This window comes from Pilosibacter rotomagensis (assembly GCF_045062245.2).
GTDB lineage: Bacteria > Bacillota > Clostridia > Lachnospirales > Lachnospiraceae > Pilosibacter.
The window spans coordinates 3,317,860-3,331,426 of the sequence record NZ_CM170323.1; the positions used below are offsets into that span (position 1 = coordinate 3,317,860).

11 protein-coding genes are annotated in these 13,567 nt (G+C 48.6%); 5 read left to right on the top strand and 6 right to left on the bottom strand.

Annotated features, from left to right (window positions below; genetic code table 11):
- Positions 1–1,260 carry a TRAP transporter large permease gene (locus ACI3EW_RS14905; RefSeq protein WP_405579382.1) on the top strand — a complete coding sequence of 420 codons (1,260 nt, stop codon included), beginning with the start codon at positions 1–3 and terminating at the stop codon, positions 1,258–1,260.
- Between the two features lie 266 nt (positions 1,261–1,526).
- Here the strand turns inward: ACI3EW_RS14905 and spoVG are convergent, their stop codons facing one another.
- The 3 genes from spoVG to ACI3EW_RS14920 form a co-directional block, all read right to left on the bottom strand.
- Complete coding sequence (gene spoVG / locus ACI3EW_RS14910; protein ID WP_015553023.1) at positions 1,527–1,802, bottom strand: septation regulator SpoVG; 276 nt, start codon at positions 1,800–1,802, stop codon at positions 1,527–1,529.
- A gap of 129 nt (positions 1,803–1,931) precedes the next feature.
- Positions 1,932–3,053 carry a glucose-1-phosphate adenylyltransferase subunit GlgD gene (gene glgD, locus ACI3EW_RS14915; RefSeq protein ID WP_118531142.1) on the bottom strand — a complete coding sequence of 374 codons (1,122 nt, stop codon included), beginning with the start codon at positions 3,051–3,053 and terminating at the stop codon, positions 1,932–1,934.
- Positions 3,050–4,324 (bottom strand): glucose-1-phosphate adenylyltransferase, encoded by a 1,275-nt coding sequence (locus ACI3EW_RS14920; RefSeq protein ID WP_118531144.1) that lies wholly within the window; start codon positions 4,322–4,324, stop codon positions 3,050–3,052. Before ACI3EW_RS14920 ends, glgD begins: the two co-directional genes overlap by 4 nt.
- Before the next feature lie 348 nt (positions 4,325–4,672).
- On the opposite strand from ACI3EW_RS14920, the gene yfcC reads away from it, so the two are divergent.
- On the top strand, positions 4,673–6,184 hold the full coding sequence (yfcC, locus tag ACI3EW_RS14925; protein ID WP_118531146.1) for a putative basic amino acid antiporter YfcC: 1,512 nt from the start codon (positions 4,673–4,675) through the stop codon (positions 6,182–6,184).
- Between the two features lie 274 nt (positions 6,185–6,458).
- A complete protein-coding gene (locus ACI3EW_RS14930) occupies positions 6,459–7,040 on the top strand; it encodes a TetR/AcrR family transcriptional regulator (protein ID WP_118531148.1) in 582 nt (193 codons plus the stop codon).
- 318 nt (positions 7,041–7,358) lie between these two features.
- On the opposite strand, the gene ACI3EW_RS14935 is transcribed toward ACI3EW_RS14930, so the two are convergent.
- Together ACI3EW_RS14935 and tnpA are read right to left on the bottom strand one after the other, a co-directional pair.
- Entirely contained in the window at positions 7,359–8,477 is a 1,119-nt protein-coding gene (locus ACI3EW_RS14935) for an RNA-guided endonuclease TnpB family protein (RefSeq protein ID WP_405579534.1), read from the bottom strand.
- Positions 8,440–8,880 (bottom strand): IS200/IS605 family transposase, encoded by a 441-nt coding sequence (gene tnpA, locus ACI3EW_RS14940; RefSeq protein WP_485663188.1) that lies wholly within the window; start codon positions 8,878–8,880, stop codon positions 8,440–8,442. The genes ACI3EW_RS14935 and tnpA overlap by 38 nt, the downstream gene beginning before the upstream one ends.
- 304 nt (positions 8,881–9,184) lie before the next feature.
- On the opposite strand from tnpA, the gene fucO reads away from it, so the two are divergent.
- A complete protein-coding gene (gene fucO, locus ACI3EW_RS14945) occupies positions 9,185–10,318 on the top strand; it encodes a lactaldehyde reductase (RefSeq protein ID WP_485663189.1) in 1,134 nt (377 codons plus the stop codon).
- Positions 10,319–10,408: 90 nt separating this feature from the next.
- On the opposite strand, the gene ACI3EW_RS14950 is transcribed toward fucO, so the two are convergent.
- Entirely contained in the window at positions 10,409–11,719 is a 1,311-nt protein-coding gene (locus ACI3EW_RS14950) for an amidohydrolase (RefSeq protein ID WP_021905182.1), read from the bottom strand.
- Between the two features lie 293 nt (positions 11,720–12,012).
- On the opposite strand from ACI3EW_RS14950, the gene asnS reads away from it, so the two are divergent.
- Entirely contained in the window at positions 12,013–13,404 is a 1,392-nt protein-coding gene (gene asnS / locus ACI3EW_RS14955; protein WP_118533429.1) for an asparagine--tRNA ligase, read from the top strand.
- Positions 13,405–13,567 lie beyond the last annotated feature (163 nt).

A 13,567-nucleotide genomic window follows, 5' to 3' on the forward strand; every position in this document is an offset into this window, starting at 1 on the left:
ATGGCAGCATTATTATTCATTTCCTTTATCGTTCTGCTTCTGATCGGCGTTCCGGTCGCATTCGCGATCGCGGCGGCAGCTCTCCTCGTCCTCTTAAAAGGCGATGTAAAGCTCCTGATCCTCGTGCAGCGTATGTTCGCCAGCACCGACTCTTTCTCCCTGATCGCGGTCCCGTTCTTCATCTTTGCCGGCGACCTTCTCGCAAAGGGAAAAGTTTCCAAGGTACTCGTTGAGTTCGCCGAGTCCTTACTTGGTATGTTAAAGGGTGGTCTTTCCATCGTATCCGTCCTCGCAGGCATGTTCTTCGCGGCGATCTCCGGTTCCGGTGCCGCCACAACAGCCGCTGTCGGTGCAACACTGATCCCGGAGTTAAAGAAACGTGGATACCGTGAAGATTCCGCCGCTGCCCTGATCGCAGCTGCCGGAACCATCGGTGTCGTTATCCCGCCGTCCGTTCCAATGGTATTATACGCCGTTATCTCTGAGGACAGCGTAAACACTCTTTTCAAAAACGGATTTATCCCGGGAATTTTAATGGGTGTGATCCTCGTTGCGATCTCCCTCTATCAGGCACGCAAGTTCAACTACCCGAAGGGAAAAGCGTTCTCTGTAGGAAACGTGCTCCACACCTTCAAGGAAGCGATCTGGGGAATCTTAATGCCGCTGATCATCCTCGGCGGAATCTTCTCCGGTTACTTCACACCGTCTGAGGCGGCTGCCGTAGCGGTTATCTACGCGATCTTTGTTTCCTTCTTTATCTACCGCGACCTTGACTTCAAGGGTCTCATTGAGATCATGAAGGGAAGTGCGAAGACATCCGCTGTCATCATGATCATCATCGCATGCAGCGGTCCGTTTGGCTGGGTTCTCGCAAACTACAAGATCCCGGAAGCCATCGCAAGCGGAGTATTGGGAATCTCCACAAACAAGTATGTGATCATGTTCCTGATCTCCCTGATCATCCTGCTCGCCGGAGTCTTCATGGAGACCTCCTCCGCGATCATTATTCTTTCCCCGGTGTTCCTGCCGCTTGTCAAGGCCATGGGCATCAGCACCGTACATTTCGGAATCCTCTTCGTAGTTGGTATCGCCATCGGCATGATCACACCGCCGGTTGCCATCAACCTGTTCGTTGCTTCCGGTATCACGGGACTTCCGATCGAACGGATCTCCAAATCTGTTATCCCGTACCTGATCGGACTGATCATCGTATTCTTCATGATCGTATATGTTCCGCTTCTGATCCCGGGACTTATGTAATCATATAAGAAATCATAAAAATCTACGACCTCCAGTTCCGGAATCATACCGGTTTCTGGAGGTCTTTTTTATCATTCTGCTCAACTCAAATGCAGCTCGACACCGGTTCCTGCATACACTTTGTCGATTCTAATTCGCAAAAAAAGTCCGCCAAACCTTTCGATTCGGCGGACTTTCTATTTCCCCATTCACAAGCCGCTCTCTGCGGCTATATTTTTTTGCAGGACCTGCGTCAGGAAATCACTCCGGACAAGTTTCCCGGAGAACTAAACTGCCTGCGCTTCCTCCAGTGTGGTCGTCTCGTACTTGTCGAGGATCACTCTCTGGATCATGTCCCGTGTTCCGGAATTGATCGGATGGGCGATATCGCGGTATTCGCCATCAGCAGCTTTTCTGCTCGGCATCGCGATAAACAGGCCTTTCTCCCCTTCAATGACCTTAATATCGTGGATCACGAACTCATTGTCCAGTGTGATGGACACAATTGCCTTCATCTTTCCCTCTTTCTCAATTCTTCTCACACGTACATCTGTTACCTGCATAATAACCTCCCCCATCTGCGCTCTCCGCAGATTTTATGTAATCACCGGCCAGTCAATATTTGAATGCCTGTTTTTCTGCCTTTTGCCGCGCCATCCGGAATATCCCGCTTCCGGCCTGCGGCTCCCTTTTTACAGGGTGTATCTCTCGTTCTTCTCGATGACGATCTTCACATCGTCCGGTTTGCCGATATACGTTGTGTTGGCACGGATCGTGTCGCGGCTCTCAACGATGCAGTTCTCAATAACGGTATTATCCCCAATATACACGTCATTTAAGATCACCGAGTTCTTGATGATACAGTTGTTTCCGATATAGACTTTCTTGAAGAGAACAGAGTTCTCAACGGTTCCGTTTAAGATACAGCCGCTGGATACCAGGCTGTTCTTCACGGACGCGCCCGGATTGTATTTTGCCGGCGGAAGATCATCCACCTTGGAGTAGATATCCGGATACTCCTTGAAGAAGTAATTGCGGACTTCCGGTTTTAAGAAATCCATATTTGTCTGGTAGTAAGCATCGACGGATGCGATATTGCTCCAGTATGTATTTAACTTGTACGCGTAGATCCGCTTGAGACCTTTATAGCGCACCAGAATGTCCTGTACGAAGTCGTATCTGTCCTCGTTCGCGCAGCGCTCAATAAGCTCGATCAGCTGGCGGCGGCGGACAACATAGATACCGCAAGAGATCGTGTGGGAATCAGCCACCATCGGCTTCTCCTCAAACTCAACGATCCGTCCGTCTGCGTTCGTCTTTATCATACCGAAACGGGTCACATCCACATCGCCCGGCATGTCCTTGCAGACAACCGTGATATCTGCTTTCTTTTCGATATGATATTCCAGGACTTTGTTATAGTCCAGCTTATAAACACCGTCTCCGGAAGCGATCACAACGTAAGGCTCATGGCTCTTCTTTAAAAAGTCCAGATTCTGGTACAACGCATCTGCGGTACCGCGGTACCAGTCACTGTGCTCCGCCGTGATCGTCGGGGTAAATACATACATTCCGCCCTGTTTTCTTCCGAAATCCCACCATTTGGAAGAGCTTAAATGTTCATTTAAGGAGCGGGAGTTATACTGTGTCAGTACGGCAACGCTCTGGATATGAGAGTTGCTCATATTGCTTAACGCAAAATCCACGCTTCGGAAACTGCCCGCGATCGGCATCGCCGCGATCGCTCTCTTATTGGAAAGTTCGCGCATCCGCTTGCTGTTTCCGCCTGCTAAAACAATACCGATTGCTCTCATACGATTCCACCTGCCTTTATAATGTAGCCGCCACTCTCAAGCTCGCCATTCGGATAATCTTCCGCAGCCGTCGCGCCTGAAATTGCTGTATTCTTGCCGATCTTTACGTTTTCCGGAATTACGGAATGTTCGCCGACCGTAACAAGATCAAACTGGTAAACCTTCTGGTCGTATTTGCTCGGTGCGTATTCTCCGACGCCAAGGTGTGCCCCAGCTCCGACCTTTACGTCCTCGGCAATGATGGACTTTTCGACCATAGCACCTTTTCCGATCACGCTGTCCTGCATGATGATCGAATCCTTGACCACGGCGCCCTCCTCAATCACAACTCCGGAACCGATAACGGAATTCGTCACCTCTCCGTAGATCTCAGAACCCTCTCCGATGATACATTTTGTGATCTTTGCGTCAGAAGAGATATACTGCGGCGGGATACGGTCGCTCTTTGTGTAGATCTTCCAGTATTCCTCATACAGGTTGAACTCCGGAATAATATCGATGAGCTCCATATTTGCTTCCCAGTAGGAACCGAGGGTTCCGACATCTTTCCAGTAGCCATTGTACTCATATGCAAAGATCCGTTTACCCTGCTCGAAGCAGTACGGAATCACATGTTTTCCAAAGTCACAGCCCGGCTCTTCAGAAAGCTTGATAAGAGCTTCCTTTAATGCCTTCCAGCTGAAGATATAAATACCCATGGAAGCAAGGTTGCTTCTCGGATTCTTCGGTTTTTCCTCAAATTCCGTGATCCGGTTGTTGTCATCCGTGATCAGGATTCCGAAACGGCTTGCTTCCTCGATCGGTACCGGCATAGCGGCAATCGTGACATCCGCATTATTCGCTTTGTGATATTCCAGCATGACCTCATAATCCATTTTATAGATGTGGTCGCCGGAAAGGATCAGAACGTATTCCGGATTGTAGGACTCCATGTACTCCAGATTCTGGTAGATCGCGTTTGCGGTTCCAGTATACCAGTCGCTGCCTTTGCTTCTCTCGTAAGGCGGAAGAACCGTAACGCCGCCGACGTTGCGGTCTAAATCCCACGGAATACCAATTCCAATGTGCGCGTTTAAACGTAAGGGCTGGTACTGGGTCAATACTCCCACAGTATCAACACCAGAGTTGATGCAGTTGCTGAGCGGGAAATCAATAATTCTGTACTTTCCGCCGAAGGAGACGGCCGGTTTTGCCACTTTCTGTGTTAACACACCGAGACGGCTTCCCTGTCCTCCTGCCAACAGCATCGCTATCATCTCTTTTTTTACCATGATATCACCTCTTGCTGCTCTTTTTGTCCCATACACTAGTTTCTTAGATGGTGACTCTATTATAGCATACTTTTTAGAAGATGTGAACAAACTTTTCATCCTTTCAATCCCAATTTTGTGTATATTCTGACATTTTTTTCTTTTTGTACAATAAGCAATACAATACCTATGTTTCTGCTTGGTTACATAAGTACCAAAAATGCCGATTCAAAATTGTATAAACCTATTAATATGCAGGATTAAAGGAAAAGAGTGATGACGTATCACAGAATCTATGTTAATATAGTAGATACACTACCTGTGCGGGGGATTTCACAGGTAGAGAATACAATTATGGGGGGATAAGCCATGGAGAAAAAAAAGGGCTTCCAGATGCCGCACACTTACATCATCATTTTTGGTGTCATTCTGTTCGCGGCTCTGCTCACCGTATTTATCCCGTTGGGTAAATACGACACAAAAGAAATCACGTATATGCAGAACGGCGTGGAAAAAACAAGAACCGTTCTGGATCCAGAAAGCTTCCAGTATATTCTGGATGAAAACGGAAATAAGGTGACCAAAGCAGCTCCGATCTTCGGAACCGAAGACTTTGGCGGTCAGGGAATTTTAAACTATGTATTCGAGGGTATGACCGTCGGCGATAAGAATGGTACCGCTGTCGGGATCATCGCCTTCATTCTGGTCGTAGGCGGTGCCTTCGGTATCGTTCTCCGGACAGGAGCGATAGAAAGCGGCATTATGCGGGTCATCGCTTTGACAAACGGACGAGAGATCCTTCTGATCCCGATCCTCGTAGTCCTGTTCTCCCTCGGAGGCGCAGTCTTCGGTATGGGTGAGGAGGCAATCCCGTTCGTTATGATCCTCGTACCGATGTTTATCGCAATGGGATATGACGCAGTTGTCGGAATTATGTGCTCCTACGTATCTACACAGATCGGCTTCGGTTCTTCCTGGCAGAATCCGTTCGGACTGGCTGTTGCCCAGGGTGTTGCCGGTATTCCGGTCATGTCCGGTGCATGGTTCCGTATCCCGTTATGGATCTTCTTCACAGGACTTACGATCGTCTTCACAATGCGCTACGCAGTAAAGATCAAGAAAGATCCGCAGCTCTCCGTTGCGTATGAATCTGACGAAGAATACAGAAAAGAATTCGCAAAGAACGGCAAAGAGATGCCGCCGTTCACTCTCGGCCACAAGCTTGTTCTCCTCACGGTCGCTGCCTGCATGGTATGGACGATCTGGGGCGTTGTAAGCGAGGGCTACTATATCCCGGAGATCGCTTCCCAGTTCTTCGTGATGGGTCTTGTTTCCGGCATCATCGGCGTTGTCTTCAAGCTGAATGATATGAAAGTAAATGATATCGCAAAATCCTTCGACCACGGTGCGGCTGACCTTTTAGGCGCTGCGATGTGCGTTGGTATGGCACAGGGTATCATTATTATCCTCGGCGGAACAAGCGCTACCGACGGAACCGTCCTCAACACGCTCCTTCACAGCATCAGCGAGGGCATGCAGAATTTCCCGCCGGTGATCTCCGCATGGTTTATGTATATCTTCCAGTCCGTATTCAACTTCTTCGTTGTATCCGGTTCCGGACAGGCTGCCCTTACCATGCCGATCATGGCTCCTCTCGCCGATCTTGTCGGTGTCGAGAGACAGGTTGCTGTTGTTGCGTACCAGCTTGGTGACGCCTTCACAAACTTCATCGTTCCGACCTCCGGCTGCCTCTTAGGCGCGCTGGCCGCAGCAAAGCTCGACTGGGGCAAATGGGCAAAATTCCAGATCAAATTCCAGGCTGTCCTGTTTACTTTCGGATCCATCGCTGTGATCCTTGCCGTTTTGATCGGTCTCTCATAAAAATCGGTCTGCCTTCGGTATCAGCCATCTGAAGCTCATTCAGACGTAACACAAACTCCGTATCATCCGCGTGACTCGATCGCGGATAATACGGAGTTTTTTTGAACGCTTCCCGATGAGATCAGATGAAGGACCTAACCGCCTCAAAAAGACTTTCTTCATTGGAAAAATTATGATAAAATTTACTGAATAAAAAAAGAATGTGCCTTTTTATGTAACGGGGAATTTCCTGTTACATAAGAACCGGCCGCGATACCGGAGAAAGGAGCTTTTAATGATCGAATCCAGTACGCCTGCCATGAAGGGGGAAAAAACAAAATACCGTCTCGCCGCAGCCATGAAGGAATGCATGAAGACAACTCCGGTCGATGCGATCACTGTCCGCCAGATCACAGAGCGCTGCGGCGTCACCCGCCAGACCTTTTACCGGAATTTTCTTGATAAATCTGACCTGATCAACTGGTATTTCGACAAGCTCCTCGCCCGCTCCTTTGAACATATGGGGCGCGGGACCACGGTCCTTGACAGTCTGGAGAAAAAATTTACATATATTCAGGAGGAAAAGACGTTTTTTGCCGCCGCCTTCCGCTATGACAGGCAGAATTCCCTGCGGGAGCATGATTTTAAGCTGATCCTCGCCTTTTATGAAAATCTGATCCGGGAAAAAAGCGGTAGACCGGCCACCCCTGAGATCCATTTTCTTCTGGAAATGTACTGTCAGGGCTCGATCACCATGACCGTAAAGTGGGTTCTCGGCGGCATGGACCTGACCCCGTCCCAGTTTGCCGGGCTTCTCGTCCGCGCGATGCCGGCAGCGCTGCGGGATCTGTTTCTTGAGCTTCATCTGCTATCCTGATCTATTGTTATTTTGCACAATTTTTCCATATCTTTCTTTTGCAATATGTCGATTTTCCTTAAAGTGTTACACTTGACCTTTTCTGTAACTTTCTTTTTGCCCTTCAAATTTGTTAATATAATAACAAAGGCACAGAAAGCTTTTGAGAGCAAGTATTCATGGAAGGAGTTTTTTATCATGGCAAATCGTATTATGGTTACATACTCCCACCACTTAGCTCACGCTTGAAGTGGGGGCTTCTCGTTCGATTGCCCCGTTGGGCAAAGCATTCACGAGCGATCCCCGTGTGTCCCACGGTTCTTTTGGACTGATATCTTTTTATGATGCTTTTTCGCTCTTTTCTAATATGATCCCGGACATTCTCAGACCTTCCCTGCAGATGTTGACTGCCGCATTTTCATCACGGTCCATCCGGTTTCCGCAGCTGCAAAGATATACCCGATCTTCCAGTTTCAGATCATGTTTTATTTTTCCACAACAGCTGCATGTTCTGGAACTGGGATACCAGCGGTCGATGCGGACAAGTTTCTTCCCTTCCCGTTCCAGTTTATACTGCAAAAAATCTGTGAACATTCTCCAGCCGTTATCATGGACACTTTTTCCAAAATGATGTTCCCCGCTCATCGTCTTCAGATCCAGATCTTCGATACATACGATATCATAGAAATTGGTTATCTTTCTTGATTCTTTATGCAAGTAATCTTTTCTCTGGTGAGCGATATGTGTATGGATCCGCGCCACTTTTTTCTGTTGTTTTTTGTAACGATTGCTCCCCTTCCGGCAATGACTCAGTTTTCTCTGCGCTTTCGCCAGTTTTTCCTCGCTGTTTCTGAAATAGTGCGGATAACCTGCATGTTTTCCATTGGAATCTACATATAGTTCTTTCATGGAAAAATCGAGTCCGACGACCTGCCTTATGTTCCTTATTTCCACTGGCTTTTCTTCACAAAAATACAGAAGAGAAACATAATACCGCCCATCAGCTTCCAGACAGACGGATGCACCTTTCAGGCAGGCATCTTTCCGGATCTTACGATGCTGCCGGATCCGGATCCAGCCTGCCTTTGGGAGCTTCAGCTTCCCATCTTTTAACAGGATATTTCCATTGACGCTGTTTGTGGTATAGCTTTTAACAGGATTCTTTTTTGACTTGAATCTCGGAAAACCAAACGATGGATCCCTGAAAAAGTTTTTATAAGCAGTCTGTAGGTGCAGCTGGGCATTGCACAGAGCAAGGCTGTCCACTTCTTTTAGCCATGGAAATTCTGCCTTATATTTTGCCGGAGTGACCTTTAGATTTTTTCCGGTCTTTTCATAGCATTCCTTCTTTTCTGACAGCATCCGGTTATATACAAACCTGACACATCCAAATGTTTTTGCAAACAGTTCCTGTTGTATTTTATTGGGATAGATCCGAAACCGGTATACTACGTTCATGTTTTTTCTCCCCCTGTGTCTCGATGTACTGACGGATCACTTCGATCGGAGCTCCGCCGGCACTCAGGAGGCAGAAGCTCTGACTCCAGAACATTTCCTTCCAGAGCTTCTGCCGGATCTCCGGATACTCTTTTTTGATCAGACGGCTGCTGGCACTTTTATAGGCATTGATAAATTTACTGAGTTCCGACTTCGGATGGGCACGGAACATGATATGGACATGGTCCTCATCGTGATTCCACTCTTCCAGGGTGATATGATATTTGGGCGCAATGTATTCAAAGATTTCTCGTGCGCGACCCGAGATCGGATCATTCAGGACCTTTTTCCGGTACTTTACGACCAGGATCAGATGATAATAGAGTAAAAATACTGAATGCGCATTATTGTCGAGTTCTCTCATATTTATCAGCCTTTCTTTCTATTTCGACTGATTTAATTATATCACAAATGAGATCATTTGTCTATTACATTCAGAACATTTGTTCTGCTCAATCTGCAATCTATTTTCCCTTCAAGCTTCAGGCTTATTCATTGTATGCAGAATTGATGATATAGCACGACTGCAAAAATCAATATATGAGAAGTTTACAATACACAGCACAACTATGTGCAATAATCTGATATCTACATACCAACTATCGCACTATGCAAGAGATGGCAATTCATCTCACCACCTATAGAGGTGGGAGAATTCTTGCTGATTCTTGTTAAATCAGACATCTTATCACGGAGCAGGCGCGATTCAGGAGATCGCGAACGAGGCGAAAGCCCACGGCTTTAAAAAGGCGTTCGTATGTTCCGACCCGGATCTCGTAAAATTCAAGGTTACCGCCAAAGTAACCGACATTCTGACCTCAAACGGTCTTGACTACGAGCTCTACTCCGATATTAAAGCAAACCCGACGATCCAGATTGTCCAACACGGTGTTGAAGCATTTAAGGCATCCGGCGCTGACTACCTGATCGCCATCGGCGGCGGCTCCTCCATGGATACCTCCAAAGCGATCGGCATCATCATCGCAAACCCGGAATTTGAGGATGTAAGAAGTCTTGAGGGTGTTGCACCGACGAAAAAACCGTGTGTTCCGATCATCGCCGTTCCGACAACAGCCGGTACCGCTGCCGAGGTTACGATCAACTATGTTATCACCGATATCGAGAGAAAACGTAAATTTGTATGCGTTGACCCGCATGACATGCCGATCATTGCGATCGTTGACCCTGATATGATGTCCTCCATGCCGAAGGGACTTACCGCTTCCACCGGTATGGATGCCCTGACCCATGCCATCGAAGGCTACACAACAAAAGCTGCCTGGGAAATGACCGATATGTTCCATCTGAAAGCCATCGAGATCATCTCAAAATCTCTGCGCGGTGCTGTAGCAAACACAAAAGAGGGACGCGAGGGAATGGCTCTCGGTCAGTACATTGCCGGTATGGGCTTCTCCAACGTTGGTCTTGGTATCGCCCACTCCATGGCACACACCCTTGGTGCTGTCTATGATACCCCGCACGGTGTTGCCTGCGCGATGATGCTTCCGATCGTCATGGAATATAATCAGGAATGCACCGGCGAGAAATACCGTGAGATCGCGCGCGCAATGGGCGTTGCAAATGTTGATTCCATGACTCAGGACGAATACCGGAAAGCAGCTGTTGACGCTGTAAAGAAGCTTTCCGCGGATGTCGGAATTCCGTCTGTCCTTGAGGCGATCAAAGAGGAAGACCTTCCGTTCCTTGCAGAGTCCGCACATGCAGATGCCTGCGCGCCGGGCAACCCGAAGGATGCCAGCGTAGAGGACCTGAAAGACCTGTTCCGCAAAATCATGGCGTAAAAATGCCTTCTCGCATTTATGAAAAGAGCTCCGGCAAAACTGGCCGGAGCTCTTTTTATCTGGCTTTTTATCGCATGCACTTCTCATCCATTAGTGCATAATGTCATAAACCACACCGCAGAAGATCTTCACCGCATTCGGAAGAACCTGCTCGTCGATATCGAAGATACGGCTGTGACCCGGGCCGGCTTCGTGGGTGAGGACTCGCATGAAGGTCGCCTGTCCGCCCTGTTCCTGAACACGGTTCATCATATAGGAGACATCCTCGCTGCCGCCGTTTTTGCTGCTCATTTCCTTCGCAACTGGCAGATGGAGATCTTCCTCGCAGACTCTCTTCACCCGCTCCATCAGCGCCTCACTGCTCGTCAGGGAGTTTGCCGCGCCCATAAGCTTCATCTCGCAGGTGCATCCGTGCATTTTTGCCGCGCTCTCGATAATGTTCACTGCGTAATTTTTCATGTACTCGTTGATCTCGGTGGTCTCACCGCGAACCTCGATCTCCATCTTCGCCTCGTCCGCGATAACATTCCGTCCGCTTCCGGCAACAACAGTTCCCACATTTACTCTGGACACGCCGCCGGAGTGACGCGGAATCGCATAAAGGTTTAAGATCGCCGTCCCGACTGCCAGCATGACATTCCGCCCAACCTCCGGTGATCCGCCCGCATGGGCAGATTTTCCGTGGAAGATCACATCATATTTTGTCGTTGCGAGAGAGCCATAGCTTCCCGGAATTACCACTGCCGGATCGTCCTCTTTCTTATTTGTCACATGAGAGCCGATCAGGTAATCCACACCGTCAAGATGCCCGTTATCAACGATGGATTTCGCACCGCGGACACCCTCTTCTGCCGGCTGGAAGATCAGTTTCACGGTTCCATGGAGCTGATCCTTAATAGACATCAGGACTTTCGCCACACCAAGACCAATGGTGGCATGTCCATCATGTCCGCAGGCATGCATGAAGCCTTCATTTACGGAGTTAAATCCCTCTTTCGCCGGTCTGTGGCTCGGATCATGCTCCTCGAATACGCCGAGGGCATCGATATCAAACCGCATGGCAACCGTCGGGCCCTCGCCGCAGCGCAGGATTCCGATCACACCGGTCATTCCTCCCTTTGTGTACTTAACAAACTCCGGATCCGCTCCCTGGGCAACGGCACGCTCATACTGTTCCTCTAACTTTTCCTCAGACGGAACGCCCATTCTGGAATCCTTTTTGCAGACCTGATCTCCGACAAGAACTTCATATCCGAGCTCTGTCAGTTTCCGTGCAATAATGGACGATGTCCTCATCTCAAACCAGCCCGGCTCCGCGTACTTATGAAAGTCACGTCTCTGCGCTGTAAGGTCACCCGCCATCTCATCGCTCATGGTCTTGATCCGATCGTAAATATTCATTCGTTTGCCCTCCCGTGTGATGTTTTTCTCTATTATAATGGATATTCACTGTAAATTCTACAAAAATATTTTATTTATCCGGATACTTTACTTACTTTTTGTCTTTTTATCTGATTTTATCTGTTTCCCATGCGCAGAAAAATGTGCGGGAAAAGTGCGAAAAGCCCCGTCTTATGCCCATTTTTCCTTGAATCCACACACAAAATACGCTATACTAGTAGCAGATTGCATTTAAAAAGAAGAGACTATGTAACACACTGTTACAGGAGATGTATTTAGAAGGAGAAACAATCATGCAGTTGACAACAGTCAAAGAGCTCTTTAAAGAGCGTGAGAAATATTTAGACAAGGAGATCACCGTCGGTGGCTGGATCCGCAGCATCCGTGACTCCAAGGCATTCGGCTTTATCGTATTAAACGATGGTACAAGCTTCGATACCTTACAGATCGTTTACCATGATACAATGGCAAACTTCGCTGAAGTTTCCAAGTTAAACGTCGGCGCTTCCATCATCGTAAAAGGTACTCTCGTTGCAACACCGGAGGCAAAGCAGCCGTTCGAGATCCAGGCGACAGAGGTTGCTGTTGAAGGCGCTTCCAGCGCGGATTACCCGCTCCAGAAAAAGCGTCACACCTTCGAATACCTTCGTACGATCCCGCACCTTCGTGCGCGTACCAACACCTTCCAGGCTGTATTCCGTGTGCGTTCCCTGATCGCCTACGCGATCCACCAGTACTTCCAGGAGCAGGGCTTCGTCTATGTCCACACACCTCTGATCACATCCAGTGACTGTGAAGGCGCAGGCGAGATGTTCCAGGTAACAACTCTCGATCTCGATAACGTCCCGAAGACTGAGGACGGCGCAGTTGATTACAGCGAGGACTTTTTTGGAAAGCATACAAGCCTTACCGTAAGCGGACAGTTAAACGCTGAGACCTACGCAATGGCATTCCGCAATGTTTATACCTTCGGACCGACCTTCCGTGCTGAGAATTCCAACACGACCCGTCATGCTGCCGAGTTCTGGATGATCGAGCCGGAGATGGCATTTGCTGATCTTGACGACAATATGACTGTCGCAGAGGGCATGTTAAAATATGTCATCCGCTACGTTCTTGAGAACGCTCCGTCTGAGATGAACTTCTTCAACCAGTTCGTCGACAAGGGACTTCTCGACCGTTTAAACAACGTATTAAATTCCGAATTCGGCCGTGTTACCTACACAGAGGCTGTCAAGCTCCTCGAAGAGCACAACGACGAGTTCGATTACAAGGTATTCTGGGGCTGCGATCTCCAGACAGAGCATGAGCGCTATCTGACTGAGAAGATCTTCAAGAAACCGGTATTCGTTACCGACTACCCGAAGGAGATCAAGGCGTTCTACATGAAGTTAAATCCGGACGGAAAGACAGTTGCCGCTGTGGACTGCCTCGTTCCGGGTATCGGCGAGATCATCGGCGGAAGCCAGCGTGAGGACGATTACGACAAGCTTCTCGCCCGCATGAATGAGCTCGGATTAAAACCGGAAGACTACGGCTTCTATCTCGACCTCAGAAAATACGGCAGTGTCCGCCACTCCGGTTTCGGTCTCGGCTTTGAGCGCTGCGTGATGTACCTCACAGGAATGGGCAATATCCGTGACGTGATCCCGTTCCCGCGTACCGTTAATAACTGCGAGTTATAAGGAAAAACAGCAGCCCGCCGCGTCCTTTCGATGCATGGCAGCCGCAGGGAGCGCACAGATGATCTGTTGCGCTCCTTTTCACATTTACGCGACGGCGATCCCCTGATGACCGAACTGCCGCGGTAACTTGAAAAACACGTTTTGCGGACTTTCATAGTCCACT